The following is a 25,947-nucleotide window of genomic DNA, read 5'->3' on the forward strand; positions in this document are numbered from 1 at the left end:
AGCAAACGAGCGAAGCCTGAAAAGAAAGGCGCTCGCGCGACGTTCAGTCCCTCATTTTCTGCGCCAGCAACACGATGTTTTTCCACAGAATCGGCGGATACCGGCCATTCGCTGCGGCGTGGGTAAAGGGCGGCTATGCGCAGAAAGCGAGCTTTGCAAAGTCATTTCCTTAGAGATGGCGTGCTAGTTGTCGACGCACCGCTACACATCCGTTCACCCCGCCCATTTATTGGTGCTGGTTCTAGCGAAAGTGATTGGGCCGCACGCAGTGCGGCCCAATCACTAGTTTAGTGTCCTTGTGCATCCAACCGGGACTCTTCTGGAGCCATAGGAGGGCGATGCGGAAACTCGGCTATGCGGCTATTATGTATACCCAGCAGTTTCTGCATAGGGGCGACTGCGAACAGCCCCGGGTAAAGCTCACCGAATTTCTCGCCTGGGTCTCGCATGATGTTGTAAAAGTCCATGCCGGGCAGCCCACCGTGACCTTCCTTGATGTGGATTTTGAAATCCTCATAGCGGATCGCGGCCAAGGTCGGACCACTGTAGTGCGCCATAAAGTTACGACGGCCGCTGCCTTCGCCATTGAGGAACAAAGACGTTTGATCCACACCGTCCGTGATACGGTCATTGGGGATGAACTCCGTGGCACCACCGATGCGCGCCGCTGTGGTGAACAGATCGGTCACGTGCAACATGTCCACTGGGTCCTGACCTGGATCGATCATGCCGGGCCACCATGCCATCGCAGGAACGCGTACGCCGCCCTCAAGCACATCGCCCTTCGCACCGCGCAGGTTGGTGTACCCCGCGGTTGGGAAAAAGGCGTACATCGGACCGTTGTCGCTGATCCAAACAACCAGAGTATTCTCGGCAATACCCTCTTTCTCCAGCGTCTCCAGCAACTGGCGCACGTGTTTGTTGTGCATAGCCATAAAGGAAGCTTGGCGGTTATTCTTGTCTACTCCAGGCGCATCCATGAACTCTTCAGAGGGTGCAAGTTGCTGTGCGTATGAGGCCCAATAGATGAAGAAGGGGTTTTCTTCATTGGCATGATCACCAACGTATTGCGTGATTTGAGTGATTGACTCGTTTTCGAAGGCTTCTTGACGCTGGGGAGAGAGCTTCCCCGCGACACCTTCAATTGGCGTGCGGCCTTCACCCGCAACGCCGACATAACCGCCAATGGACATGTCGATACCGGTCTTCTCTTTGTACTCCTCATAGCCTGGGAAATCGGCAAATGGGAACGTACCGGTGCGGTCTTCAAAGGAAGCCTGCCAATAGTCTGGTGCGCCGTTAAACAGACCGTAGTAGGCGTAGTCATACCCTTGGTTTTCAGGCGCATGTTCCTCATGATCCCCGAGATGCCACTTGCCCCACATCGCGGTGGAGTAACCCGCGTCGCCAAGGACCTCGGCAATGGTCACTTCTTCCGAGGACAGGCCATCTTCCATGCCAGGCCAGAGGACGGAGAGCAGACCGGTGCGAACAGGGTGCCGGCCGGTGTTGATGGCAATGCGCGTCGGTGTGCAGGACGGCTCCGCATAGGCGGACCAGAAACGCATCCCATCAAAGGCCATTTGGTCAAGTTCTTCGGAAGGGGTGCCGCGGTGTTTGCCGCCGCCCTGCCATCCAAGCTCACCCCAGCCAACATCATCGGTCAGGATGTAGACGATGTTCGGTTTCTTACCAAATTTCGCTTCTAACTCGGCCAATTTTTGGTCGATATCCTTGTCTTCGACAGCCCACGCCTCTGCATTGCGGGATTGGTAATCCAGATGCGGGCCGTCGTATTGTTGGGCGGTCAGAGTTCCACTACTTAGAACGAGGGCGCAAATCAGTGCGCTTTTTGGTAATCTATAGTGCATTTTCTTCTCCAGTTTTGTATTTCAGTAGCCCCGAACGGGGAAATTTGAATGCAATGATCCGGCCCATCGACGCGCAAATGCACTCCGTTGGGAAAGGTCATCAATTTTGAATTGGGCAGTCAGTTGCTGTTTAGCGTTCAGCTTTTGGAGGGGGAAACGTGTCCCCCTTCCTCAACGCGTCATCGACGGATCTCTCTGCTATTTGAACGGCGCATTTGGCAAATAGCAAAGTTAGCTGAGCGTGCTCACTCAACTTGCTCCTCAGTTCTTGCGGCGACAGGTCTGTTTCGGATGGATGCCCCAATGGGTCTGTTGTGAGGCAATCCATTGCTGCGACCATCTGTTTGGCTGCACGCTTGGTCGCGTAAGTGGCACCAGCTTGTTGAAGCTCACATTTGCTCCGTGTGATGGCCTGATTGAGCGCTGCCAGTTTTTGTTCTTGTCGCCGGGTTGTCTCAGCAGAGAAGGCTTCGACGCGTGCTTCAATATCTCCAATCAAAACCGAGAAGTCCGACAGGCTCTCAAACAGCGGTCTCATGAATTGGTCCTTCCTTCAGGCAAGACTTCTTTGGTGACCTGAGAGTGCCCAGATCGATTGAGGTTTACTTAGTGTGGTATTGAGGGCGGATTGCCTGTGACTGTTCTTGCATTTCCAAATCACCCCAGCAATGATGCCTTGGGAATAACAGATATTCCATTTAGGAATTTTATTATGGATCAGCTTGATGCAATGCGTGCTTTTGTACGCGTGGCGCAGTCAGGGAGCTTTCTGAAAGCCGCAAAGCTTGAAGGGCTGGCGCAAGGAACCATCAGCAAACGGGTTGCAGCTTTGGAGACACATCTGGGCTGCGCATTGTTCAGGCGGAGCCAACGAAGTATCAGCCTCACGCCGCAAGGCGACGCATATTACGAACGATGCCTCACCCTATTGAACGATGTTGCCGCGGCGGATGCCTGGATCCAAACGGAGAGACAGTCCCCATCTGGACGTATTCTGGTATCGATGTCACCGGTGCTGGCCAGATTGGTTTTTGCACCGCTAATTGTGGACTTTGTTCGAGAATACCCCCAAATCGAAGTAAGCATGGCGTTGACAGAGGATCATTTGGATATTGTTGGCGAAGGGATCGACCTCGCTCTGCGCGTGCGAGACTTGGAGGATTCTACCCTCATCGCCTCCCGCCTTTCAAAAAACCCGCTTTCGTTGGCCGCCGCCCCCAAGTATTTGAAAACCGCACAAAAGCTGGAGACACCGGAGGATCTTTCGCACCACGAATGTCTGACTTTCACACGCTTGAAAGCCACTCAGACTTGGCGTTTCAAGCAGGGCCGAAAGCAACGTGACGTGTCAGTGTCCGGTTCATTGTCGGCGGACCAAGGGGACACTCTAGTCGAGCTCGCTGTATCCGGCGCGGGAGTGGTGATGATGCCTGAGTGGGTCATGAAAACCGCTTTGGAGCGAGGTGATCTGGTCAAGGTGATAGAGGATTGGCAACCGCCGAGCATCCCCTTACATCTGGTCTACAAGGGAGGAAACTCCGTCTCGCTGCGCATTCGTCTCTTAGTGGATTTTTTGAAGCGCGAAGTGCGGCGTAGGAACCTATTGCCGAGATAACAGACCTCCAATTTGGTTTGACCCTTCACTTTGTACAATCATTTTGGAGTAAGATATGACATTCTCACAAGCATGGAAAAGTGCCTTTGAAAACAGGGATAAGCAGGCACTGAATCAGCTAATAGGCGACGAATTTAGATACATCCGCCACCAGTCAGGCAAAGACCTGAGCAAGAGCGACATCGTTGAAATTTGGTCGTCAGCTGGCCCACGACCAGTACGTTGCGACTATAGGGTCATCTATGAAAACGAGGATGTTTTGGTCACCCACCAATTCATGAATTTCCCCAGCGGAGCAAAGGAGAGCGTGATGGTTGTGATGCTGCTTAAGGATGGAAAACTCATCCGAATGGAAACGGGCGCGACGCCTCTTTCGTAACCGGTGGCACGTGTTGCCCTAATTATGCGCTCTCTGATTGCCAAAACCGTCGTTTTGCCGGCTTTGACTGGGGTGATCTCACGCTGGCGTTTTGTAGGGCGGCATCACCTTCTCTTGACGCCCATGTGTGCAAAAATACGATCTACTACACTTACTCTTAACTGACCGGCTTCCACCCCTTCCCAGAGTGATGCTCCACAAATGCGTCGCGTGGGGCGAATGTCTTGAAAGGGCTGAGAGTGGTCATTTCTTGAGTGCGGCCGAACGGTGGCTTTGTCCGCAGTGCAGCCGTCTGGCGAACCATAATGCTGCATTCTGTGTCGAATGACTGGTTTGGTGAAGCTGCAACGCAAAAATTGACCATCCACTCGAAGGCAGGTCTGGGCCGATCGTGCCATCCACGAGAATTCATCTTCGGCACATTCAAGCGGTTTAAAGAGGGGCGCCCTCCGCGGCGTACGACTGCCGCGAAGGGATATGTCAGCTACCTACTGGCGATGTATGTTCGCGACGCTCTTGGCGGTGACCATACCTGGACGATGCGCAAAGGGACGCCGGCCGTATAGGCGTCTACGCTGCCTGCGGTCAGCGGCAATGTCTGCCTCTGCTTGCAGGCGTGTACGAATACGGTTCATTGCGTCAAACTCTTCCCCTTGCAGTGCCCCAATCACGGGAGACTTGGCGCTTGCTAGCCAGATAAAGCCACTGTGGTTTAGGTGCACCCGGATTTGGCGGGCGCATTGAAACCGTGTTGGCTTGTGAAGGCCTGCCGCACGGATGCTGGCAGGCGAGGTCACGGCCAGGTCATAACCGCGAGACTTGCCGCCATCCTGTGATGTTCCGTAAGCGATCGTCACAAATGGTATAGCGCCAATAAGTGTCCGGTCGATCACAAGGCAGGGGCGTTTCTTTGGCTCCCGTCCTTGGACTGGATTAGTGAGAATGGGAAATCGGAACGAAACGATGTCGCCCCACGTCAGATGGGTTTGCCACTCTGCCGTTCGTTTGGGCTCGTCGTGGATGATATCGAGCATTGTGTGCTCCCTTTGATGTTGATGAAACAACGCCCAACAATGCCAAGTCCCCTGATTGTGTCTGAGAGGCCTGTTCTGCTTGCGCGTCAGAAAGCGCGTGCAAGCAGAACAGGGTTCGAAGTGTTGCGTCGCTTCCCATTCAGAGTCCGGAGAAGAGCTTTCCGGTGCTCTAGTGGTGGCAAATGCAAGAGGGGTTCGGGGAGAGGGGCGCAACCGTCTCCCCGAGCGCAGAGGGGGTCTTGGGGGATGTGCAGAACAGCGCCCCAAGTCTGTCAGAAGGACGCCGAGGGGGAATGCAAAGGGGAGGTGGCGAACGCGCCCCTTTTGCTCGGCAGAAGGCCTCTCGCAGACAGCGCGGGGTTTGGGGCAGCGCCCCGGCGAACGCCAAGTGGCAAGTAGGGTGGAACACCCGAAGTGCCACTTGCTTAGTGAGTACTTACCCGGCATCTGCGTTGCCGCGGTGGATTCAGCAATCACGCTGATTTCTCTGTTTTGAGGTTCGATACCATTTGGCGAGGAGACACGTCACATGGAGCCTCCTGATGTCATATCACACACCGGTTTTTAGCCACGCCTCCGCGCGCCATCCCATTGTATTGCGGTTTGCAGAAATGCGCCTGGAAGATCTTGCCAAGTTTGTCATGCACGCAGAAAGAGCCGGCGGGGATCTGAGCCACGTAGATCCGCTACGCCAAAACAAGAATGAACATCTGATTGGAGATCGGGACTGGGTAGACCTTGCCAAGAAAGAAATCGAGTACATGCGTGTTGCCAACTTCCACGAAGAGCTCTTGGCGCTCAAGAAGCGCAAGCGGCGCAAAGACATGGAGGCGCGTATTCTGGAGGGGCTAAAGGATCCCTGGCGGGCCTCCAAAGGCGGGCCCTTGCGCGAGGTAATCCTGACGGCCAACAAGGATTGGTTTGCAGAAGCAGAAGAGTCCGACGTTCTCTTCAGTGAGGATGAGAAAAGGGCAAAGGAAGAGCAGTTCAAGGCGCACGCGGTGAAGTGGTTGAAAGCCCGATTTGAAGCAGACGTTATTCATGCTCATGCGGATCACGATGAAATGGCTTGCCATGTCCACGCTGTTATCATGCCGCGACATGAAAAAAAGTCAGCACGTCGCGGTACTCAACAAACATTGCAGCCGTCTTCACACCCCTTGCTGGAAAGTTATGAGGACGCTCAAGATGATGTCGGTGCCTTTTTTGAGGAGATTGGCCTGAGAAGGGGCGCAAAGGGGGCGGAGGCGCGCCGAGAGGCCATGCGTGCAAATGCCAAGGCGCGTCTGATTGCGGGTGAGACTGGCGCGGAACCTGTGCTGCAAGACATTCCAAAAAGGCGAGAGCATGTGCCTACGCCAGTTTGGTGGCAGACGGAGATACTACGGTTGCAAAACGAGGCTGAAGCTCTGGTCAGAGATCAAGCCGCTGCTTCCAGAAGCAAAACGGAAGCGAACCAAAAGATTGAAAAGGCCAAGAGTGCTGAACGAGCTGCAAAGCAGCGAGAGAGCGCAGCCCTGGAGCGGGAGAAGGATGCAGCGTCTGTGCTCGCCGTTGCAGACGCTGTCAGCAGTGGCGAGCTTCAATTTGAAGGTGCCGACCACGATGTGAAGCAAGTCCTGACGGAGCCGCAAACCTCGGAGGAAGCCATTACTCAAGAGACGTTAAAGGCTCGATCTCCGCGAGCAGTCCGTCTCCTTCAATCGCTACAAAACAGTTTTGCACAGATGCGGGTGAAATCCGACAAGCTGGCTGAGGAAAAACTCGCGACTGAAGCGAAAGCTGTGCGCGCTTCAGCCAAAGCCATTGAGAGCTTGAAAGACGCCATTTTGAAGGTTGTCCCTCAGGCAGCCCGGAAGCGCGTGTTGGCCGAATTTTTGAGGGTTGGGCAATCCGCGAAGAAAGTAGAAGAAAAGCTCCGAAAATCTCATGGTGGTCGAGATGAATAAAAGAGAAGTCTATATTTATCAGATGATTAGGTGGGTAACATTATTTGTTTCCGTCTTTCTGAAAGCGCCCCATATCCCAAGTACAAGGCACTAACAGAAGGAATTTTCCATGCCTACGACTAACACGAAAAAAGACCGCTTGGATATAAAGACTGCCAGGCTTGTGGATCAACTGAAAGCGGTAATAGCTGAACAGAAAAGCGTTGAAGAACTGCGCAAAGTCGAGTGCCAAAAGGCCATTCTAGCGACCTTTGAAGCGTGGCTAACCAAAGCCCCGGACGCTGTGCGTTTTCCAGTGATTCAATTGCTGTCTGAAACTGCAACCAAACGGAACAAGGCCTTAATTGAAGAGTTCCTTGATGGGCTGAATGTGAATGAGACTGTCGATGAGGAAGCTGAAGAAAAGGTGGAGGTCCTCGCAGACAAAAAAATGGGCGACGTTCCGAAAAGTGAGACAAAAGAAGTTTGACCAAACCTAATCTCCGGCGCGGTGGTCGGTTAAGCACCGCGCTGGAAATATACACCTGCCCAGCCTCACACTTTAGATATGTACGTACTCTCGGGGCTACTCGAACTGGTTCTCCAAGTCGAAACGCTCAAGCAAGGCCGACAGTTCGGTGTGGGGGTAGAGGCCAGATGTCTCAACCGCTTTGCCGATGGTCAGCCAATGCAAAGCCTGGGCTTTGATCGTCCGGTTCCTTCGCGCGGCTTCTTGGCGTAGCTGTTCGTAAAGTTCGGGACGTAGCGTGATGTATCGGGGCATGCGAAACCTTTCCGTTCCAATGCGCTGCATTCAAAAGCGCAAATGAATGGGAAGGGCCCAAAACGGCCTGGTGACGGCGTATGATACTGGTTTTGCCAACACTTGGGGCAATTATTGCCTGGACAGATCACGATGTTTTACCAGGCTTCCGCGGTCGTTTGTCTCAGAAAAAGCTATCGAGAAACATCTGACTGGAACCAAACGCGAATCGCGACGTATGAAGGAATTCACAGCAATTACTTGGCGGCATTCAGTCCAAAACTTCATAAAATAAATTGGCAGTAGCGCCGAAGACGGCATTTGACATATCGGCGGGCACAATGCGCGTGAAAGCATCGAATAGCGTGCCGTAGTCGGAATACAGACTGTCGACGGGGAAATTTGATCCAAACATGCAGCGACCGGGGCCAAACTGCGCAAGGCAGGTTTCCACAATTGGCCGTATGCGCTCAACGGACCATGTGTGATCGAACATTCCGAGACCGGACAGTTTGCACATTACTTGAGGCAACGCGGACAGCGCTTGTAAATCCTCTGCCCACGTTGCCAATCCACTGGTGCTGCGATCGTGTGGGCTGCCTGCGTGGCACAAAGCAACGGGCACTTCCGGCGCCTGTTCAAGCACAGCGGCGGTTTTGGCCATCAGTTCCGGGATAAGTTGCAAATCAAAAGACAAGCCGCGCGCACCAGCAAGTTTCAGCCCAGCGAGAAAGGCCGGATTGTCGAGAAGGTCGTTGGTTCCGGACACCGCGTCTTCGCCCGGTGCACGACCGATGATTTGGCGCACACCACAGACGCTGGGCAACTTCTGAAACACATCCAACTGCGCTTCCAGATCTGGCGCGGTGAGGTCGCAAAACACCACCTGCTTCATCGGCCAATCCGGCGTGGCGTCCGCAACCGATTGCACCCACTTGGCCTCTGCCAAACCATCCGCAGCCCCCACTTGGACATGCACTGAGGCGGCAATTCCGGCGGCGGATGCATTCTTGCGGAACTCTTCGATCACGTAGTCGCGTTGGATCGCGGCAGGGTCCCCAAAAAAACGAGGCGCGCCCTTGGTCATCAGCCAAGGATAGTGCACAGCGTCGAGATCCCAGAGGTGGTGATGTGCATCAATTCTCATGGCGGCCAATCCCGGTTGTGCGTGCAAGCACATCCACGCCTTGTTGGTTCCAAAAATGCAGCAGGTCTATGAAAATCCAGTTCTCTGCCAATTTGTCATCAGAGCGGCGATAGATGTCGATCACGCGAAATTCTCCGGCTTTGCCAGTTGCCGGCATCCCCATGAAGCCACCAGAAGGCACAGCGGTGAAATTGGGCCAGCCAAAGAACCCACCGTAGTGTCCCTCAGCCATGCGGCAGAGGTGCCGTGTTTTGGAGCGGTCGGTGAACCCCGCTCGAAACGGGCCGGAATGCTGTTTGGCATACCGCTCAATTGTGTAGGTCGCGCCGATGCCAGTAGGACCCCACCAGATCATATCATCATGCCATGTCTGGGCCAGTTCGTCTTCAAGTGACAACGTGCTGTCCCATTGCCCGAGATCGGCGATCATGGCTTCAATTGTTGCAAGCGTTTTAACGCCTTCTTCAGCGGGCTGCGGCGCAAACAGCAAGCCGTCGTGCGTCATCGGGCCTGGTTGCACCAGCTGCGCCGCGGTTTGGTCCGGAAAGGGGTGTAGTCCAGCTTGAACCATCAAATGCGGAAGATCGAAGTACATGGCGGTTTCAGTGATTTTCCCGTCAGCGACCCGGTGAAAGGCGCAGTACCGCAGAAAGGCCATTTTGCCTGTTGGCGGGATGCCCAGCCATGGTGCATCAAACAATCCCATCAAATGTCCCATCGAACAGACCCAGGTCCCACCGACATCGGCAATCCCGTTTTCACCTGCAAAAAAGACATCCAAACGTCGTTGAATGCGCGTCAGGCTGCGGCGCAGTGGCTGCCAGAATTGCTCTGCAACGTTCTGCGGCCCACACAGCTCATCAAAGGGATGAAATCCGCGCCACAACAGATCGGTCCCGCAGAATTTGGCGATCACATTTGGTATGTTTTTGACAGACGCGCTGTCCATCTCGGCATAAAACTGGCGCACGATCGACTTAGCGTTCTGCGATTCCGACATCCCTGTTACCCTTGTTTTTAAGGCGATGAAGCTGGGCTTCGGGCCTCTCATTTCTGCTGTTGTGACGCATTTTTGCATACGTATGCAAAAATGTCTTGCCAAAACTGCCGCTAAGTCACTACGGTTTTGCAAGCGTATGCAAAAATGATTCCTGTGAAGTGCAGGTTTCGATCAGGGGGACCAAAATGGCCGAAATTCAGCTTCGTAACGTGGGTAAGCGTTGGGGCAGTTTTGTGGGGGTCGATAACTTCGACCTGACCATCGCTGATAAGGAGTTCCTCGTGCTGCTTGGCCCTTCTGGCTGCGGCAAGACCACCACAATGCGCATGATCGCGGGGCTTGAAGATGCGTCTGAGGGCGACATTCTGATTGATGGCAAGAAGGTCAACGATCTGGAGCCCAAGGACCGCGACGTGGCAATGGTGTTTCAGTCTTACGCGCTTTACCCAAACATGAACGTCTATGAAAACATCCGCTTTCCACTGAAGGTCCGGGGCATCGATCCGTCGACCCACGACGAAAAAGTGCGCCGCGCCTCTGCGATGGTGGAGCTTGATGACTTCCTGCACCGCAAGCCTGCCGAACTGTCCGGTGGTCAGCGTCAGCGTGTGGCGCTTGCCCGTGCCATCGTGCGGGAACCCAACGTCTTTCTGATGGATGAACCGCTGTCCAACCTTGATGCCAAGCTGCGGGTTTCCACCCGCGCGCAGATCAAAAATCTCAGCCACGAACTTGCGGTTACCACAATCTATGTGACCCACGATCAGATCGAGGCGATGACGCTGGCAGATCGCGTTGTGGTGATGAAGCAGGGCGTTGTGCAGCAACTGGGCAGCCCAACGGATATTTACGACAAGCCCGCCAATTCCTTTGTCGCAAGCTTTATCGGCAACCCGGCAATGAACCTCATGACCGGCATCATGGCGGGTGGAACTTTTGAAGCACAGAATGTGCGCATCGAAGGATTGCACGCGCCAGACGGTCCCGTGACCCTCGGTTTCCGCGCCGAAGATGCTGGCCTTGGCGACGCAGGGCACCACGAAATCACAGCTCCGATTTATACGCTGGAGCTTTTGGGCGACGCCACAATGGTCACCGTCCGCATTGGCGGAGAGCTGGTCGCGGTACGAGCCCCCAAAGATTTCCGGTCAGAAATTGGCGACACCGTTTCGCTCTCGGTGCCTGCCGCAATCTGCCATTTGTTTGACGCCAAAACCGGCGCCCGGATTGAGGCCTAAGGGCCTCCAAATATCCGGCAGTCTTCTGCCGGAAACACCAAGGGATGCGCGGTTGCAAGGCGCATCCAAAGACCAAGAAGCATAACAGGGAGAAGAAAATGTTTCTAAAGAAAGTGGCCTTCGCCAGTTCCATCGCCCTCTGGGCCGGCGGCGCGTATGCGTGTGAAATCACCGCCCGCGTCAACATCATCGGCAATGAATTCCCCGCGATCCAGACCGTCGGCGCAGGTGCCGAAGAATGCGCCGGTGCCGAAGTATCCAAAAACCTCACGGCAGATCACAAAGACATTCATGTTGCAGGGATGCAAGGCAACCCTGCAGAATACACCTCTGCAATTGTTGCCAACTCCACTCTGACTATCCTGATGAACGACGATCTTGTGCGTCCATTGGATGATCTGGTTGCCAAGCACGGCGACGCGCTGCAGAAAAGTCAGCTGATCACCGTGGATGGCAAGGTTATGGCCGTGGCGTTTATGGCGAACGCCCAGCACCTGATGTATCGCAAGGACATCCTCGAAGAGATTGGTGTTGAGCCTCCGAAAACCTATGAGGACATGCTCGCCGCTGCGGAGATGATCCGCGAGAAAGGCATCATGCAGAACCCGATTGGCGGCGCTTACGCAGCCGGTTGGAACCTCGCGCAGGAATTCAACAACATGTTCATCGGCTACGGCGGCACCTTCTTCAAAGAAGGCACAGCAGAGCCGATGATCAATTCCGAAGCGGGTGTGAACACGCTGAACATGATGAAGGCCCTGACGGAGTATATGAACCCCGACTACCTGACCCATGACTCCAACGCGACCAACGCGGAATACCGCGCGGGCAACATCGCGATGCTGAACATGTGGGGCAGCCGTGCTGCATCACAGACCACAGCGGATGGTGTGACCGATGCTGTGAAAAACGGCCACGCAATTGCCGGTCCATTGACCGTTGGCGGTGGCTCAACGCCTGCATCTACCCTGTGGTGGGATGGCTGGACTGTTGCCAAAAACGTCTCTGACGAAGAGGCAGAGGCCACTTTTGTTGCCATGATGAACGGTATCCGCCCGGACATGATGCAGAACGAAGAAATCCGTCAACAGGCGGTTTGGTTAATCGACGGCTATCAGCCAACCGACGCGGCCATCGGTGTGTTTGATGCGGCCAAAGCTGGCACTGTGCCTTATCCAATGGTCCCCTACATGGGCCTGATGCACGGGTCCATCGGTAACGAGCTGTCCGACTTCCTGCAAGGCAAGGAAAGCGCAGAACAGGCGCTTGCTGACATCGAAGCAGCCTACACCGCTGCTGCCAAAGAAAAGGGCTTTCTGAAGTAAGCCCGCCTCCTGCCGGAGAGGGCGCGTTCCTCTCCGGTTCTCTTTCCCTCGCCATGTAGTCCGGACCCCAAGATGAAACACCGCACGTTTTTCTGGTTCTTTTTGCCGACAGGCCTTGCGATGCTATTATTCATCGCTCTGCCTATTGTTTCGGTGGTGATCCAGTCGGTTTATGCGCCGCATGAGGCCGTTTTGAAGACGGTCGAAAACTGCACGCCGCTTGTGGGTTGCACCACGGAAACCACCATTGATCAGGATGCCACCCGCGATATCCGCGAGGCAAAGCCGCTGGGCCGGTTTGTTGGGCTTGATATCTATCTGGACCGTGGCCACCTCGCGGCTGCAGAGGTCGGCGAAGCCTGGAGCAGCAGTGCGAGCATGGGAGAGTTCTTTGACCGGCTTTTCAACTTGCCGCTCTACCGTGCTTTGGCTTTCACCCTGACCTTCACTTTCATCGTCACGCCGCTTTTGATTGGTTTTGGTTTGATGATCGCTCTGGCCGTAAATTCTCTGCACAGTCGCCTCAAGGGATTGATGATTTTCTTCTCGCTCCTGCCGATGATCGTGACGCCCTTGATTGGCTCTCTCATCCTCTTCTGGATGGTAGACAGTCGTGGCGTCATCGGCTCCGCTCTTGTGGCGCTGGCGGGCGATCCCAATTTCTCGATGAAGGCCAGCACTGGCCTGACATGGGTCATGCTTATCGTCTACGGCGTCTGGCATTCGGCACCCTTTGCCTTTGTGGTCTTCTATGCAGGGCTACAAACTTTGCCGAAAGACCAGATCGAGGCTGCTCAGATTGACGGAGCCTCCCGTTGGCAACGGATTAAATACGTGGTCGTGCCACATCTCATGCCTCTGGTGACTTTTGTGGCGCTGATTCAGCTGATGGACAACTTTCGTGTCTTTGAACCGGTCGTCGGCTTCAACGCCTCCGCACACGCAACCTCGCTCAGCTGGATCATCTTCAACGATCTTGGCGGCGAAACCCGACAACTCTCCGCGGCCTCCGCAACCTCCGTTTTGACCATACTTGGCGTCGCGATCCTACTGTCGCCGGTGCTGGTACGGACTTGGCGCGACTTCAAGGGCAAGTAACATGGCATCCAAAGCACAACGCATGCCCCTGGGGCTCCGCATCCTGACATACGGCTTTGTCCTTGTCTGGTTCATCCTCGCCGCCTTCCCGTTTTTCTGGACGTTTTGGGGCTCTTTCAAAGTCGAGCTCGATTTCTTCTCGATTGCTGATTGGACCAATGCGCTGACCGGCGAGCGCACCAAGGCCGCCTACGACTCCGCCTTCACCGGCGCGGCTTATAAAGGCGCGTGGGTGCAAGAAGAGTTCTGGCGCAATGTGATCAACACGTTCATCGTTTGCTTCTTCGTGGTCTGTACGTCACTGACCATCGGCACGTTGGGCGGGTATGCGCTGTCTCGCTCATCCTTCCGATACACATTCTGGCTTTTGATCACTGCGCTGATTTTCCGCGCTATGCCGCCGATCACTTTGGTTGCGGGCTACCTGTTGCCGTTCTTTGAATGGAACGTTTGGGGCATCCTGCCGACCACCATCATCGTGCTTGTAGCGATCAATCAGCCATTTACCCTCTGGATGTTGCACAGCTTCTTTCAGAACATCCCCAAGGAACTTGATGAAAGCGCAAAGGTCGACGGCTGCACGCAGTTTCAAGCCTTCCGCCATGTCATCGTGCCCGTCATGTGGCCGGGCGTCATCACCACGGGTCTGTTCAGCTTCCTCTTGGCTTACAACGACTTCGCAGTTACCGCGATGCTGCTCAGCGAAAGTAACCGCACCATGGTGCCTGCCATCGCCGCCTTCCTTGGCACCACCTATACCGAAGGCAACGTCATGTTTGCGGTCGCTGCCGTGGTCTCGGCCACAGCACCTCTGTTCATTCTTGTGATGGTTTTCCAACGTCAGATCGTCTCTGGCCTGACCGCAGGGGCCGTAAAAGGATGAGTTCGTCCGCCCGTCATAACGCAATGGCGCGTCATCCGGCGCTCAACAGAATGCCTCGGGATTTCATAGGGCAGGGAGCTTCACGCCCCTTCGAAATCTCAAATATCATTCTGAAAGGAGACGCCCGATGAAAGGCTCTCGCCCCGAACAGGCCATGCTAACCCGCGACACGGATATGAGCAAGACAGACGACACCCGTCGTGTGATTGAAACTATGGTGGACGGTCTCAACGATCACCGCATCGACGATATCGGCGAGTTTTTCTCGCAGGGGTTTCGCTGGATGGGCAACCAGGGCTGCGGCACCAAAACCGGTCTGCAAGAATTCCAAGACAACTGGCAACGCCCGTTTCAGGCAGCGTTCTCCGACAAAACCTGTATCGATGAGGCCCGCCTCTACATGGGCGAATGGGCCGCGGCCTTTGGCCGGCAAGAGGCGACGCACAGCGGCGAATTTCTTGGGATCGCTGCAACCGGAAAACGCATTGAAATCCGCTACATGGACTTCTGGAAGGTTGTTGACGGCAAGATTGTAGACAACTGGGTAAACGTCGATTTTGCCCATGTCGCAGCTCAACTCGGCGTCGATTTGTTTGATGGCGAGGGCTGGGAAGCTTTTGATCGGGGGGAGAAAACCGCCCCGCGCCCGACTAAATAAGGATGATGGTATGACAATTGAGTATCTCAAACGCGGTAAAGATCAGGCCGAACGCGCCGAAGACGACGCCAAAACCCGAGCCGTGGTCGAGGCCACTCTCAAAGAGATCGAAACGCGCGGTGACACGGCCGTTCGTGAGCTGTCAGAGAAATTCGACAATTATTCCCCCGCGTCCTTCAAACTCAGCCAGCAGGACATCGACGATCTGATCGCACAGCTGAGTGATCGAGAGCTCGCGGACATTAAATTTGCACAAGAACAGGTGCGAAATTTTGCCCAAGCGCAGCGTGACACCATGCTGGATTTGGAAGTGGAGACGCTCCCCGGCGTTGTCCTCGGGCACAAAAATATCCCCGTGCAGTCGGTTGGCTGCTATGTGCCCGGGGGCAAGTTCCCGATGGTTGCCTCGGCCCATATGTCCGTCGCGACGGCCTCTGTGGCTGGTGTGCCACGCATCATTGCCTGCACACCTCCGTTTCAGGGAAAACCCAACGCTGCGGTGATTGCAGCTATGCATCTTGGCGGCGCGCATGAAATTTATGTCATGGGTGGCATTCAGGCGATTGGCGCGATGGCATTGGGCACCGAAACCATCGACCCCGTGCACATGCTTGTCGGACCCGGTAACGCGTTTGTGGCGGAGGCGAAGCGTCAACTCTTTGGCCGTGTGGGCATTGATCTCTTTGCGGGGCCAACCGAGACCATGGTAATCGCGGATGAAACCGTTGATGCAGAAATCTGTGCCACCGATCTCTTGGGACAGGCCGAGCACGGCTACAACAGCCCCTGCGTGATGGTCACCAATTCTCGGAAACTGGCCGACGACACGCTTGGTGAAATCGGCCGTATCCTGAAAATTCTGCCCACCGCCGATACGGCCTCGGTGAGCTGGGAGGAATACGGCGAGGTGATCGTGTGCGACACCTACGACGAAATGCTCGAAGTGGCTGACGACATTGCATCCGAGCACGTTCAAGTGATGACCGATCGCGACGACTGGTTCCTGGAAAACATGACCTGCTATGGCGCGCTTTTCCTTGGGCCACGCACCAATGTTTCCAACGGCGACAAGGTGATAGGCACAAACCACACCCTGCCGACCAAAAAGGCCGGTCGCTATACTGGGGGTCTCTGGGTTGGCAAGTTTCTGAAAACGCACAGCTATCAGCGGGTGTTGACCGATGAAGCGGCCACGATGATTGGCGAGTATGGCTCGCGTCTTTGTATGCTGGAGGGGTTTGTTGGCCACGCCGAGCAATGCAACGTGCGTGTGCGCCGCTACGGCGGCATCAATGTGCCATACGGGCAGGGCGCCCCCCATCGGGAGGCGGCCGAGTGATATGACCGCTGACAAACACACGCACCACAAAAAGCTGATCAAGGCTTTTCGGGATGCGTCCTACAATTTCAGCGAAGAGGGGGTGCGTGCGGCGCTGGGCGATTTGGCGACGTCGGATGCGGTGTTCCGACTGTGTCATCCGTTTGGTGATATGATCGGCCCAGATGGCTTCTTTGACGGCGCATACAGTAAGCTGTTAGAGGCTTGGCCGGATCTGGAGCGTCGTGACTATATTGTCATGGCGGGCTCAGATGATTTCGACAACGATTGGGTCGGCTGTGGTGGTTACTATACTGGTGTTTTCACGGGGCCATGGTTGGATATCCCACCCACCGGTCATCAGGTGGCAATGCGGTATCACGAGTTTTTCCGTTTTGAAGACGGCAAAGTGGTGGAGGTTCAGGCGCTTTGGGATATTCCCGAAGTTATGATGCAGGCGGACGCCTGGCCGATGGCGCCCTCACTGGGGCGCGAATGGCACGTGCCTGGGCCGGCAACCGCTGATGGGCTGGTCGCAGGGCCATATGACGCGCAGAAGGGCCAAGCCACCCGCCAGCGTATCATGGATATGCTTGAGCATCTTTTGCTGCACCCGAACAATCCTGATCCGCGCGCCATGCAGCTGGAACAATTTTGGCATGACCGCATGAGCTGGTACGGCCCCGCAGGCATCGGCACAGCGCGGGGCGTGGCTGGCTTTCGCAACTGGCATCAAATCCCGTTTCTGAGCGGCATGCCGGACCGTGGGCAGTTCGAGGAGGAAACCACCTATCATTTCTTTGGTGATGGCGACTATGCCGCCGTCACCGGCTGGCCCGACATGATCCAATCCGTGACCCATGACGGGTGGTTGGGCATCGCACCCGCGGGCAAGAAGATCACCCTCAAGTCGCTTGATTTCTGGCGCGTTGAGAACGGAAAAATCCGCGAAAACTGGGTGTTGGTGGATTTGCTCGACGTTTATCGCCAATTGGGAGTGGACGTTTTTGGCCGCTTGCGGGAGTTCAACAAGGCGCGCAGTATGGCGCGCCTGAATATCCCGGATGGAATGAGCCTATGACGAGATTACCGCGCCCCCCTTCTTTTTCACTAAGTGGCAAGACTGCCCTTGTCACCGGCGCCTCATCCGGCATCGGACAAGGCTGCGCCGTGGCTCTGGCAGATGCGGGCGCTCATGTGATCTGTGTGGCGCGCGGTGTCGGCAAACTGCAAGACACTGTGGTGGCGATGACAGACGCGGGCATGAGCGCTGAGGCGCTGTCGCTGGATCAGGGAGACCTCACCGCGCTGGCGCAGGTTTTTGAATCCTACACCATCGACATCGTGGTGAACTCGGCTGGATTGGCGCGACACGCCCCCGCAGTCGAGACGACGCCGGAAGACTATGATGCCGCCATGGGGCTCAATCTGCGCTCTGCCTACTTCTTGTCAGCTTACGCCGCCAAGGCGCTGATGGCCGCGGGCAAACCCGGCTCCATTATCCATATCTCCAGCCAAATGGGCCACGTTGGCGGCGTCGACCGCGCAGTCTATTGTGCCTCCAAGCATGGGCTTGAAGGCATGGTGAAATCCATGTCCATCGAATGGGGGCCAAGCCAAATCCGCATCAACACGGTCTGCCCGACATTTATCAAAACTCCGCTCACTGCCCAGACCTTTGAACGTCCAGAGCGCAAGGCTTGGGTGGAAGAAAAGATCAAACTTGGCCGCATTGGCGAGGTCGAGGACATCATGGGCGCTGTGCTGTATCTCGCCTCCGATGCCAGCGCGCTGGTGACCGGCACCTCAATGTTGATTGACGGCGGGTGGACGGCAGACTGATGGCAGATAAGATCACATCTCTTCAAGTGGCCGAGCGTGCCGGTGTCAGCCAGTCCGCAGTCAGCCGCGTGTTCACGCCAGGTGCCTCGGTTAGCCAAAAAACCGTGGATAAGGTGCGCAAAGCCGCCGAGGAACTCGGGTACCGTCCCAATGTTTTGGCGCGTGCCATGGTGTCGGGCAAGAGCCGCATCATTGGCCTCGTTGTTGCGTACCTGGACAACTATTTCTATCCGGAAACACTGGAAATTCTGTCCAACGCGTTGCAGAAGCAGGGCTACCACGTTCTGGTGTTCATGGCTTCAAATACCTCGGGAAACATCGACGGCGTCGTCGAGGAGATTCTTGACTATCAGGTAGATGGCATCGTCACTGCCTCGGTCGCCATGTCCTCAAGCCTGTCACAGCGCTGCCTGCAGGCTGGCGTGCCGGTGGTACATTTCAACCGTTTTGAAAACACAGATGGCGTGAGTTCAGTCACGTCAGACAACTACGAAGGTGGACGCGAGTTGGCCCGCTTCCTTGTGGCCGGAGGTCATGAGAAAATCGGTTACATCGCTGGTTGGGAGGGCGCCTCAACACAACGGGACCGTGAAGCAGGTTTCTGCGATGCGCTTACGGACCTTGGCCAGCCACTCTTTGCGCGTGACGTCGGTGATTTTGATGTTGATCGCGCCCGCGCAGCGGCCAATGCGATGTTCAATGTCACCTCTGAAAACCGCCCCGATGCCGTCTTTGTGGCCAACGATCACATGGCTTTTGCAGTGATGGACGAGCTGAGGTTTGGCCTCGACCTCAAGATCCCAGAAGACGTTTCGGTTGTCGGTTTTGACGACGTGCCACCGGCCGCTTGGCGGGCTTATGACCTCACCACCATGCGCCAGCGGGCCAATTTGATGGTCGAGGAAACCGTCGACGCCCTATTGGCGCACATCGAAAATCCGACCGCAGCGGCGCCGCGCCAGGTCGCGATTTCCACCCCTTTGATTGTACGCGGCTCTGCGCGTGTACCTGACAGTTGGCCTCCACAAGAAGGATAGACCCCCATGCAAGGCTTCGATGCAAAATTTCAGGACTTCCCCGACTACATCATCGGCATCACCAAAGAGATTTGGGAAGACCGTGGCATTGCGACTTTGCATCATTATTACAGCGACGACATTGTGGTGCGCTCGCCCGGTTCTGTGGTGATTGGCAATCAGAATGTGATCGGCGCCACAATGGCCACTTTGGCGGAATTTCCGGATCGCGAGCTTTTGGGCGAAGACGTGATATGGTCTGGAACGCCCGAAGAGGGCATGCTCTCAAGCCACCGTATCTTGACCACGGCCACCCATGACGGTGACGGGGTGTATGGCAAAGCCACGGGCACCAAACTGGCGTATCGCGTGATGGCGGATTGTCACGCCATCAACAATCAAATCAACGACGAATGGCTGATCCGGGATCAGGGTGCCATTGTTCGGCAGATGGGGTGGGATCCCAAAGACTACGCCGCTGCACTGATCGACCGCGAAGGTGGGCGTGATGTTTGTGTCAAACCGCTTACACCTGCAAATGATCAACCCGGTCCCTACAAAGGCACGGGCAACGACAACCCATGGGGACAGCGCTATGCCGATATCCTGAGCCGCATCATGGGAGCGGATATCGCCACCGTGAAACGCGACTATGACCGCGCGGTGCAAACTGAATACCCCGGCGGTTTCACCGGCCATTCATTTGGTTCTGTCGAAAACTTTTGGATGGGGCTACGCGCGGCTTTCCCGAACGCGACCTTCAAAGTCGAGCATCAGATCGGCCGAGACGACGCCATGATGCCGCCGCGTGCGGCTATCCGATGGAGCCTGCACGGCAAGCACGAAGGCTGGGGCGTCTTTGGTGAACCCACCGGTGCTGAGGTTTATGTGCTGGGCATCAGCCACGCAGACTTTGGCGCGGTGATCGCTGATCAGCCCAAAGTGCGTCGCGAATACGCGCTGTTTGACGAAACATCTGTCTGGAAACAGATCCTCCTGCAATCTGGCCAGTCATGAGCGATGCGCTTACATACGGCGGTCTGAGCAACTCTAAATTCGCGCGGCGCTTTCACGCGCACCGCGCCGCTTTACGTGCGCGCCGTCTTAACAACCGTCCTCCGGGGGCGGGATCGCCGATGATCCCACACCCAATCCCCAAAGGAGAGAGACTATGAGTACCATCCAATCCCGCATCGTGCGCTACGGCGAATTGCAACCATGCAAAACCGCCTTCATTGACGCCCATACACCGGGCAGCGACCAGAAAGAAAACTTCACGATTGTCGGTGGCGGCGTGTCCGAGTCCCCGGACCAGCATGTGCACATCACCGATAAGATCGGCTTCAACATCGGCGCCGCGGGTCAACCGCCCAAGTGCCGAAATTCGTTGCACAGTCATACTACTGCCGAAGTGTTCTTTGTCGCCAAAGGCCGCTGGCGGTTTTTCTGGGGCCTGCACGGCAACGCCGGCGAATTCATCGCCGAAGAAGGTGATATCTTCAATATTCCCACTGGTATCTTCCGAGGTTTTGAAAACGTCGGTCGGGACTACGGTATGATCATGGCGATCCTTGGAGGCGATGACGCCGGTGGCGGGGTGACTTGGGCCCCACATGTGATTGAGGAGGCCCAAGCGCATGGGCTGATGCTGGGCGACAACGGCGTGCTGTATGACAGCAAGAAAGGCGAGGCGTTGCCACATAATGTGCGCCCGATGCCGACACTGACCGAAGATGAACTCAAGGCCTTTCCCGAAGTGCCCGTCGAGGACGTGATTGGGCCATTTGTTGCCCGCTACTGGGATCTGATGGCCCTGTCTGGCAAAAAACCGGCCAAGGTCATAGGCGAAGCTGCTCTGATTAAGGACAAACCCGGTTTTGAGGTCGACTTCCTAAGTCGGGGCTCCGCTGTGTCCGCGCCAACCAAAGTGGAAAAGCCGATCGTATTGATGCCGGCCAGCGGCCATTGGCGCATTACAATTGATGATGTGACCACCACATTGTCCGCAGGGGACACCGCGGTGGCTTTGCCGGGAGAAAGCTACAGCGCGGTCCCTTCAATGACAGGAGAAGCAGGTCTTTACCGGATCACGGCAACGGATGATCCCGCCGGTGCCACTTGGGCCGGTTAAGACCACATCGTGGCGCGGCGAAATTTTCGTCGCGCCACGGGCTGGGCTTTCTTTTGAGCAAGCCTGCAAAGCACAAACCTTAACGGTGTCCCGCAGAAACGGCGCCGACGCGATACCGACGTAATACTGACGCGATACAGACAGGAGATTGGGCACTATGAGCAAAATCTTAACGACGCATGTGGGCAGCCTGCCGCGCACCCAAGACGTGGTGGATTTCATCTTCGCGCGGGAACACGAAAAACCCTATGACGCTGCCGCCTTTGATGCTGCTATGAGCACTGCTGTGGACGAGACTGTGCGCAAGCAGGTCGAGGCAGGCATTGATATAGTAAGCGACGGAGAAACAAGCAAAATCTCCTATGCCACCTATGTGAAGGACCGCTATACGGGCTTTTCGGGAGACAGCGATCGCAACGCGCCTGCCGACCTGAAGATGTTTCCGTCTTTCCTAAAACGCTTAGCGGATGATGGCGGCACCCCTCAATATGCCCGCCCCAAATGCACCGGTGAGGTCCGAAGCAAGGGTCAGGGGGAATTGATGAAAGATATCAATAACCTAAAGTCAGCGATGGCGAAGCACGGCGTGGAGCGTGGCTTCATGAATGCGGCCTCGCCCGGAGTGATTTCCCTGTTTTTGCAAAACGACCATTATGCGACGCGCGAAGCCTATCTGGCAGCTTTGGCTGACGCGATGAAAGACGAGTATGAAACCATTGTTTCCAATGGCTTAGATCTGCAATTGGACTGTCCAGATCTCGCCTTGTCGCGTCATATGCTGTTCAATGAACTGAGTGACGCGGAGTTCCTTGAAGTTGCCAACATGCACGTGGAGGCACTCAATCACGCGCTTCAAAATGTACCTCAAGATCGCGTAAGGGTCCATATTTGTTGGGGAAATTACGAGGGTCCACATTGCTGCGACATTCCGATGGACAAGGTCTTCAACACGCTGATGGCTACCAAGTCCCGCTATGTGCTGTTTGAGACCTCCAACCCCCGCCATGCTCATGAGTGGACCGTGTTCCGTGATCGCAAATCCGAGATACCGGACGATAAGGTTCTAGTGCCCGGAGTGGTCGACACGACCACCAATTTTGTTGAACATCCAGAGCTGATTTCTCAACGTATTCAACGGTTTACTGATATCGTCGATTCTGATCGCGTGATTGCAGGTAGCGATTGTGGGTTTGGGACATTTGCAGGGTTTGGGGCTGTGGATCCGGACATCGCCTATGCCAAACTCACCGCCTTATCAGAGGGAGCGAAAGCCTCTCAATGATACCGCTGGTTTTGCTCCCTGGAATGATGTGTGATGCGCGTCTTTTTGGACCTCAAATCAATGCCTTGTCCGGTCGCATACCCATCATGACGGCGCCACTTAGCGGGCAAAATACTATTGAAAAACTGGCCGCAGAAGTCTTGAGGCACGCGCCACCCAAGTTCGCCTTGGCGGGCTTATCTATGGGCGGAATTGTTGCGATGGAAATGATCCGGCAGGCCCAAGATCGGGTTGTTGGAGTGGCGCTTCTTGACACCAATCCGCTTGCGGAGACTGAGACGACAAAGGACCGTCGGGCTTTGCAAATCGCCGCAACACTGGCCGGTGACATGCGGCGTGTTTTACGCGAAGAGATGAAACCAAACTATCTGGCAGACGGCCCCAATCACGGGGCTATTCTGGACCTTTGCATGGCGATGGCGACTGATCTTGGTCCGGAAGTTTTTGTACGCCAATCCAAAGCATTACGTGATCGCAAAGATCAAACCGAGACCTTGAGACATTATAATGGTGAAACGCTCATCCTATGTGGGCGAGAGGACACCCTTTGTCCTATTGAGCGTCATCGACTGATGCAAAATCTGATCACCGGAAGCTCGATGCAGATCGTGGAGCAAGCTGGACATTTGCCTACGTTGGAACAACCCAAAATTACGACAGCAGCTCTTACTCGCTGGCTGGAGGCCCTATGAACGATACGCTCCTAAAACTACTCCAATCCGTTGACACCCCAACAGTGTGCAACGCAATCGAAGTTGCCCAAGGTCAACGCGGGTTTGATCAATTCACACGGGGCACAATGTTGTGCTCTGACCCTCATGGCGGGGCTATTGTTGGCTACGCGCGTACTGCAAAGATTGCGGCGCTGGCGCCCCCAACGGAAGCGCCGGACGTCATCAAGGCCCGCCGCATGGACTACTATAAGCATATGTCTGAAGGGCCGTCGTCGCGTGTCGCTGTGATCGAGGATGTGGACTTTCCAAACGCAATTGGTGCATTTTGGGGGGAAATAAACACAACTGTTCACAAAGGTTTAGGCGTTTCTGGTGCGCTTACTAATGGTGTCATGCGTGATCTTGGAGATTTACCGGACGGCTTCCCTGTGGTGGCCGGATCAATCGGGCCCAGCCACGGATTTGTACATGTTCGTGAGATAGGGACGCCTGTAACTGTCTTCGGTCTCAAAGTCAGTGTGGGTGACTTGATTCACTCAGATCGTCATGGTGCAGTTGTGATCCCGCCGGATGTCATCTCGGCTCTGGAGCATGCCATCAAAAAGCTCTTGGAAACAGAAAAATTTGTGCTTGGACCAGCTCGCGCTGAGGGGTTTGACTTTGAGAGATTTGTTGAAGCATGGAGTGCATTTGAACGCGCACGGACTTGATTGTTGTTAGAATTGAAGCCGGAAACAAAAGCATGGCCTACATGTAGTGAGACTTTGTCGCCAGTTGGCTCTCCAGTGAGAATGGAGTGAAAATTCAATGTCTTCAGTTTGTAACCTTCGGTGGTATCAAGCTCCCGCAACCAACGATATTTGCGAAACCGCCTCAGCCACATCGGCTACGGCGGTTTTTGCGTTCTGAGCAGACGCCAACGCCAAAATACCCGCAAAATCGCCATGCAGATCAATGTCATATCCCGCTTCAGACGGCGTCAGTACCACATGGTCAATCAGAGCGCGCAACGCTTCAGAAGCTTCGCCACGCACTTCGGGCTCATTGAGAGCATCGGCGAGGTTGCTCACTTTGGAATGATAGATGCCTGACATATTGGGGTGCAGTGTAGGCTGGGGCGCTGGCGCCTCGTTCAGCTCAACTTCCAATTGGATCTTCCTCGCTTCCAACTCAGCCATCTTGTCTTTGACTGTCGATGCTGGTGCGCCGTCAATCAGTGCTTGGACGAGACGCTCCAGAGCGTGATTTGTCTTGGCGAGTTCGGCTTCTTTGGATGCATGAGACGATTGCGACGTGGCTCTCAACCGGTTGAAAGAACTCTGTGCGTAACCCGTTCGCGCCGGCAAAATCAGCGACCAGGCTCCGGATGATTGCTGGGATTTGTTCCCTCGTGGGCTCAGGGATTTTGTAGATGGTGCATCGTGAACGCAGTGGTCCGGAAACCGATCCAAGTTTATTCGCAGTCAGGATCCAGTTAACGTGACTAGCATCAACTGTCGCCTTCGGATAGCGCTCAAAATACCGACGCGCCTCATCCCGCTCAAGAAGCCCAAGTAACTCGCCTTGGATGTCACCATTTTTGCCAGCATGCACTTTGTCGATCTCGTCCAAGATGATGCATGGGTTCAAGACACGCGAAGAGGCAACCGCGTCGGTTACAATGCCAGCGTGCGCTGAACTCCAGCCGTTGCCACGCTTGTTCAAAGCCAGATTGGAACGCGCCGGTTTGGCCCTCCTTGGCAAAGAAGGAGGAGCACCGCGGTGCCGCCTACTACGGCGGTTACATCGGTCACGCATCGAAGTTGCTCCAGCCCTTTGATTTGCTCAGAGCGATGTTCGCAACTGTTTCTGCCAGCGTGAAGTTTGGCTTCAGGCTCCAGCGCCACGCTGCTTCTTCAAACACATGCTTTGCCTCACTTCGCCAACTGACGAGAAGGGCCCTCCTGATTTCCTCCAATTTTGCGCCAGGAACCATAAACGGGTCTACCGGATCTATTGTGAGCTGGAGCTGGACCTGCGCATCAAGCCCAAGAAACGCCTGAAGAGGGACAAGCCGGAACCGCTGGCGGTGCCAGATATGACAAATGACACTTGGTCGATGGATTTCATGGCGGATCAGCTAGCTGACGGCCGATCCATTCGGACATTAAATGTCCTGGATGATTTCAACCGCGAAGGCTTGGGCATCGAAGTCGACTTCTCGCTACCCGCAGAGCGTGTTGTGCGCAGCCTCAACCAGATCATCGAATAGGCGGGGGAAACCGCAAGCGATACGTGTTGATAATGGCCCTGAATATGTCAGTGGAAAGATCATGGCGCGGGCTCAGAAGCATGGTGTTCGGATCGAATACATCCAACCGGGCAAACCACAACAAAACGCCTATATCGAGCGCTACAACCGCACCGTCCGTGGTGAATGGCTAGGCCAATACATCTTTGAAACCATCGAGGAGGCACAAGAGCAGGCAACTGAATGGCTGTGGACTTACAACAATGAACGGCCCAACATGGCAATCGGTGGGATCACACCTGCCATGAAGCTGAAAATGGCCGCGTGAATTCTACGGCTGGACCCCATTAAAAATGGGGGGATTACCGAAGCGCATCGAGCACTTGAGCAATTTGAGGGCTCCGCGCACGACGCGCTTGCCCAAAACAAAGCCCGGGAATATGAAATCCAAACCCGCAACCACACGTTATGAATCAGTGAGCCTTCGGGGGAAGGTCACACCCAAAAACCACCTC

The 25,947-nt window shown here is 55.3% G+C and carries 26 protein-coding genes and 1 pseudogene; 19 read left to right on the forward strand and 8 right to left on the reverse strand.

The genetic code is table 11. From position 1 onward, the window contains the following. Window positions 1–287: 287 nt before the first annotated feature. A complete protein-coding gene (locus QOL67_RS08120; RefSeq protein WP_283425479.1) occupies window positions 288–1,871 on the reverse strand; it encodes a sulfatase-like hydrolase/transferase in 1,584 nt (527 codons plus the stop codon). 130 nt (window positions 1,872–2,001) lie between these two features. Then, entirely contained in the window at window positions 2,002–2,409 is a 408-nt protein-coding gene (locus tag QOL67_RS08125; protein WP_283425480.1) for a hypothetical protein, read from the reverse strand. Between the two features lie 96 nt (window positions 2,410–2,505). Here QOL67_RS08125 and QOL67_RS08130 point away from each other — a divergent pair, with 96 nt between their 5' ends. Next, window positions 2,506–3,486 carry a LysR family transcriptional regulator gene (locus tag QOL67_RS08130; RefSeq protein WP_283425481.1) on the forward strand — a complete coding sequence of 327 codons (981 nt, stop codon included), beginning with the start codon at window positions 2,506–2,508 and terminating at the stop codon, window positions 3,484–3,486. 55 nt (window positions 3,487–3,541) lie between these two features. Continuing rightward, entirely contained in the window at window positions 3,542–3,865 is a 324-nt protein-coding gene (locus QOL67_RS08135; RefSeq protein WP_283425482.1) for a nuclear transport factor 2 family protein, read from the forward strand. A gap of 488 nt (window positions 3,866–4,353) precedes the next feature. Here the strand turns inward: QOL67_RS08135 and QOL67_RS08140 are convergent, their stop codons facing one another. Further along, window positions 4,354–4,899 carry a type II toxin-antitoxin system PemK/MazF family toxin gene (locus QOL67_RS08140; protein ID WP_283425483.1) on the reverse strand — a complete coding sequence of 182 codons (546 nt, stop codon included), beginning with the start codon at window positions 4,897–4,899 and terminating at the stop codon, window positions 4,354–4,356. A gap of 824 nt (window positions 4,900–5,723) precedes the next feature. Between QOL67_RS08140 and QOL67_RS08145 the strand changes: the two genes are divergently transcribed. Beyond that, the gene (locus QOL67_RS08145; protein ID WP_283425484.1) at window positions 5,724–6,848 is read left to right on the forward strand and encodes a plasmid recombination protein; all 1,125 of its coding nucleotides are present in this window, start codon (window positions 5,724–5,726) and stop codon (window positions 6,846–6,848) included. 109 nt (window positions 6,849–6,957) lie between these two features. Beyond that, window positions 6,958–7,317 (forward strand): hypothetical protein, encoded by a 360-nt coding sequence (locus QOL67_RS08150; protein ID WP_283425485.1) that lies wholly within the window; start codon window positions 6,958–6,960, stop codon window positions 7,315–7,317. 96 nt (window positions 7,318–7,413) lie between these two features. On the opposite strand, the gene QOL67_RS08155 is transcribed toward QOL67_RS08150, so the two are convergent. The 3 genes from QOL67_RS08155 to QOL67_RS08165 all read right to left on the reverse strand — a co-directional run bounded on the left by QOL67_RS08155 (window position 7,414) and on the right by QOL67_RS08165 (window position 9,737). Continuing rightward, window positions 7,414–7,611: a TA system antitoxin ParD family protein gene (locus QOL67_RS08155; RefSeq protein ID WP_283425486.1), complete on the reverse strand. Its 198-nt coding sequence runs from the start codon at window positions 7,609–7,611 to the stop codon at window positions 7,414–7,416. Between the two features lie 250 nt (window positions 7,612–7,861). After that, window positions 7,862–8,737 carry an amidohydrolase family protein gene (locus QOL67_RS08160; RefSeq protein WP_283425487.1) on the reverse strand — a complete coding sequence of 292 codons (876 nt, stop codon included), beginning with the start codon at window positions 8,735–8,737 and terminating at the stop codon, window positions 7,862–7,864. Then, window positions 8,727–9,737, reverse strand: coding sequence for an ester cyclase (locus QOL67_RS08165; RefSeq protein WP_283425488.1), 1,011 nt, complete (start codon window positions 9,735–9,737; stop codon window positions 8,727–8,729). The genes QOL67_RS08160 and QOL67_RS08165 overlap by 11 nt, the downstream gene beginning before the upstream one ends. Window positions 9,738–9,922: 185 nt before the next feature. Between QOL67_RS08165 and QOL67_RS08170 the strand changes: the two genes are divergently transcribed. The 14 genes from QOL67_RS08170 to QOL67_RS08235 all read left to right on the forward strand — a co-directional run bounded on the left by QOL67_RS08170 (window position 9,923) and on the right by QOL67_RS08235 (window position 23,912). Then, window positions 9,923–10,975, forward strand: coding sequence for an ABC transporter ATP-binding protein (locus tag QOL67_RS08170; protein ID WP_283425489.1), 1,053 nt, complete (start codon window positions 9,923–9,925; stop codon window positions 10,973–10,975). A gap of 98 nt (window positions 10,976–11,073) precedes the next feature. Further along, window positions 11,074–12,300, forward strand: a complete 1,227-nt coding sequence (locus QOL67_RS08175) for an ABC transporter substrate-binding protein (RefSeq protein ID WP_283425490.1) — start codon at window positions 11,074–11,076, stop codon at window positions 12,298–12,300. A 72-nt stretch (window positions 12,301–12,372) separates the two neighbouring features. After that, complete coding sequence (locus QOL67_RS08180; RefSeq protein ID WP_283425491.1) at window positions 12,373–13,398, forward strand: carbohydrate ABC transporter permease; 1,026 nt, start codon at window positions 12,373–12,375, stop codon at window positions 13,396–13,398. Window position 13,399: 1 nt separating this feature from the next. After that, window positions 13,400–14,281, forward strand: coding sequence for a carbohydrate ABC transporter permease (locus QOL67_RS08185; protein WP_283425492.1), 882 nt, complete (start codon window positions 13,400–13,402; stop codon window positions 14,279–14,281). Window positions 14,282–14,408: 127 nt separating this feature from the next. Beyond that, complete coding sequence (locus QOL67_RS08190) at window positions 14,409–14,939, forward strand: ester cyclase (protein ID WP_283425493.1); 531 nt, start codon at window positions 14,409–14,411, stop codon at window positions 14,937–14,939. 10 nt (window positions 14,940–14,949) lie between these two features. Further along, entirely contained in the window at window positions 14,950–16,278 is a 1,329-nt protein-coding gene (hisD, locus tag QOL67_RS08195; RefSeq protein WP_283425494.1) for a histidinol dehydrogenase, read from the forward strand. A 1-nt stretch (window position 16,279) separates the two neighbouring features. Beyond that, window positions 16,280–17,338: an ester cyclase gene (locus QOL67_RS08200; protein WP_283425495.1), complete on the forward strand. Its 1,059-nt coding sequence runs from the start codon at window positions 16,280–16,282 to the stop codon at window positions 17,336–17,338. After that, complete coding sequence (locus QOL67_RS08205) at window positions 17,335–18,099, forward strand: SDR family NAD(P)-dependent oxidoreductase (protein ID WP_283425496.1); 765 nt, start codon at window positions 17,335–17,337, stop codon at window positions 18,097–18,099. Before QOL67_RS08200 ends, QOL67_RS08205 begins: the two co-directional genes overlap by 4 nt. Continuing rightward, on the forward strand, window positions 18,099–19,136 hold the full coding sequence (locus QOL67_RS08210; protein ID WP_430458942.1) for a LacI family DNA-binding transcriptional regulator: 1,038 nt from the start codon (window positions 18,099–18,101) through the stop codon (window positions 19,134–19,136). The genes QOL67_RS08205 and QOL67_RS08210 overlap by 1 nt, the downstream gene beginning before the upstream one ends. Window positions 19,137–19,142: 6 nt before the next feature. After that, window positions 19,143–20,132, forward strand: coding sequence for a nuclear transport factor 2 family protein (locus QOL67_RS08215; RefSeq protein ID WP_283425497.1), 990 nt, complete (start codon window positions 19,143–19,145; stop codon window positions 20,130–20,132). Window positions 20,133–20,286: 154 nt separating this feature from the next. After that, window positions 20,287–21,246: a cupin domain-containing protein gene (locus QOL67_RS08220; protein WP_283425498.1), complete on the forward strand. Its 960-nt coding sequence runs from the start codon at window positions 20,287–20,289 to the stop codon at window positions 21,244–21,246. Between the two features lie 157 nt (window positions 21,247–21,403). Further along, the gene (locus QOL67_RS08225) at window positions 21,404–22,528 is read left to right on the forward strand and encodes a cobalamin-independent methionine synthase II family protein (RefSeq protein WP_283425499.1); all 1,125 of its coding nucleotides are present in this window, start codon (window positions 21,404–21,406) and stop codon (window positions 22,526–22,528) included. Further along, window positions 22,525–23,220, forward strand: coding sequence for an alpha/beta fold hydrolase (locus QOL67_RS08230; RefSeq protein WP_283425500.1), 696 nt, complete (start codon window positions 22,525–22,527; stop codon window positions 23,218–23,220). Before QOL67_RS08225 ends, QOL67_RS08230 begins: the two co-directional genes overlap by 4 nt. Further along, window positions 23,217–23,912, forward strand: coding sequence for an RraA family protein (locus tag QOL67_RS08235; RefSeq protein WP_283425501.1), 696 nt, complete (start codon window positions 23,217–23,219; stop codon window positions 23,910–23,912). Before QOL67_RS08230 ends, QOL67_RS08235 begins: the two co-directional genes overlap by 4 nt. A gap of 126 nt (window positions 23,913–24,038) precedes the next feature. Here QOL67_RS08235 and QOL67_RS08240 read toward each other — a convergent pair whose 3' ends face one another. Further along, window positions 24,039–24,380 carry a hypothetical protein gene (locus QOL67_RS08240; RefSeq protein ID WP_283425502.1) on the reverse strand — a complete coding sequence of 114 codons (342 nt, stop codon included), beginning with the start codon at window positions 24,378–24,380 and terminating at the stop codon, window positions 24,039–24,041. Window positions 24,381–24,411: 31 nt separating this feature from the next. Further along, window positions 24,412–24,999, reverse strand: a complete 588-nt coding sequence (locus tag QOL67_RS22045; RefSeq protein WP_430458943.1) for an AAA family ATPase — start codon at window positions 24,997–24,999, stop codon at window positions 24,412–24,414. 172 nt (window positions 25,000–25,171) lie between these two features. Between QOL67_RS22045 and QOL67_RS22125 the strand changes: the two are divergent. Next, window positions 25,172–25,760, forward strand: a pseudogene (locus QOL67_RS22125) (IS3 family transposase); the annotation flags it as partial. Window positions 25,761–25,947 lie beyond the last annotated feature (187 nt).

It is taken from the genome of Shimia sagamensis (genome assembly GCF_900182745.1).
Lineage (GTDB): Bacteria > Pseudomonadota > Alphaproteobacteria > Rhodobacterales > Rhodobacteraceae > Shimia > Shimia sagamensis.

Bases quoted from the DNA above. Each gene is read 5' to 3' on its own strand.
- QOL67_RS08145 (WP_283425484.1), top strand. From the start codon at position 5,724: ATGGAGGCGCGTATTCTGGAGGGGCTAAAGGATCCCTGGCGGGCCTCC.
- QOL67_RS08205 (WP_283425496.1), top strand. From the start codon at position 17,335: ATGACGAGATTACCGCGCCCCCCTTCTTTTTCACTAAGTGGCAAGACT.
- QOL67_RS08160 (WP_283425487.1), bottom strand. From the start codon at position 8,737: ATGAGAATTGATGCACATCACCACCTCTGGGATCTCGACGCTGTGCAC.
- QOL67_RS08135 (WP_283425482.1), top strand. From the start codon at position 3,542: ATGACATTCTCACAAGCATGGAAAAGTGCCTTTGAAAACAGGGATAAG.
- QOL67_RS22045 (WP_430458943.1), bottom strand. From the start codon at position 24,999: ATGCGTGACCGATGTAACCGCCGTAGTAGGCGGCACCGCGGTGCTCCT.
- QOL67_RS08120 (WP_283425479.1), bottom strand. From the start codon at position 1,871: ATGCACTATAGATTACCAAAAAGCGCACTGATTTGCGCCCTCGTTCTA.
- QOL67_RS08175 (WP_283425490.1), top strand. From the start codon at position 11,074: ATGTTTCTAAAGAAAGTGGCCTTCGCCAGTTCCATCGCCCTCTGGGCC.
- QOL67_RS08125 (WP_283425480.1), bottom strand. From the start codon at position 2,409: ATGAGACCGCTGTTTGAGAGCCTGTCGGACTTCTCGGTTTTGATTGGA.
- hisD (WP_283425494.1), top strand. From the start codon at position 14,950: ATGACAATTGAGTATCTCAAACGCGGTAAAGATCAGGCCGAACGCGCC.
- QOL67_RS08140 (WP_283425483.1), bottom strand. From the start codon at position 4,899: ATGCTCGATATCATCCACGACGAGCCCAAACGAACGGCAGAGTGGCAA.
- QOL67_RS08200 (WP_283425495.1), top strand. From the start codon at position 16,280: ATGACCGCTGACAAACACACGCACCACAAAAAGCTGATCAAGGCTTTT.
- QOL67_RS08240 (WP_283425502.1), bottom strand. From the start codon at position 24,380: ATGGCTGAGTTGGAAGCGAGGAAGATCCAATTGGAAGTTGAGCTGAAC.
- QOL67_RS08180 (WP_283425491.1), top strand. From the start codon at position 12,373: ATGAAACACCGCACGTTTTTCTGGTTCTTTTTGCCGACAGGCCTTGCG.
- QOL67_RS08190 (WP_283425493.1), top strand. From the start codon at position 14,409: ATGAAAGGCTCTCGCCCCGAACAGGCCATGCTAACCCGCGACACGGAT.
- QOL67_RS08150 (WP_283425485.1), top strand. From the start codon at position 6,958: ATGCCTACGACTAACACGAAAAAAGACCGCTTGGATATAAAGACTGCC.
- QOL67_RS08220 (WP_283425498.1), top strand. From the start codon at position 20,287: ATGAGTACCATCCAATCCCGCATCGTGCGCTACGGCGAATTGCAACCA.
- QOL67_RS08230 (WP_283425500.1), top strand. From the start codon at position 22,525: ATGATACCGCTGGTTTTGCTCCCTGGAATGATGTGTGATGCGCGTCTT.
- QOL67_RS08235 (WP_283425501.1), top strand. From the start codon at position 23,217: ATGAACGATACGCTCCTAAAACTACTCCAATCCGTTGACACCCCAACA.
- QOL67_RS08210 (WP_430458942.1), top strand. From the start codon at position 18,099: ATGGCAGATAAGATCACATCTCTTCAAGTGGCCGAGCGTGCCGGTGTC.
- QOL67_RS08170 (WP_283425489.1), top strand. From the start codon at position 9,923: ATGGCCGAAATTCAGCTTCGTAACGTGGGTAAGCGTTGGGGCAGTTTT.
- QOL67_RS08165 (WP_283425488.1), bottom strand. From the start codon at position 9,737: ATGTCGGAATCGCAGAACGCTAAGTCGATCGTGCGCCAGTTTTATGCC.
- QOL67_RS08155 (WP_283425486.1), bottom strand. From the start codon at position 7,611: ATGCCCCGATACATCACGCTACGTCCCGAACTTTACGAACAGCTACGC.
- QOL67_RS08185 (WP_283425492.1), top strand. From the start codon at position 13,400: ATGGCATCCAAAGCACAACGCATGCCCCTGGGGCTCCGCATCCTGACA.
- QOL67_RS08215 (WP_283425497.1), top strand. From the start codon at position 19,143: ATGCAAGGCTTCGATGCAAAATTTCAGGACTTCCCCGACTACATCATC.
- QOL67_RS08225 (WP_283425499.1), top strand. From the start codon at position 21,404: ATGAGCAAAATCTTAACGACGCATGTGGGCAGCCTGCCGCGCACCCAA.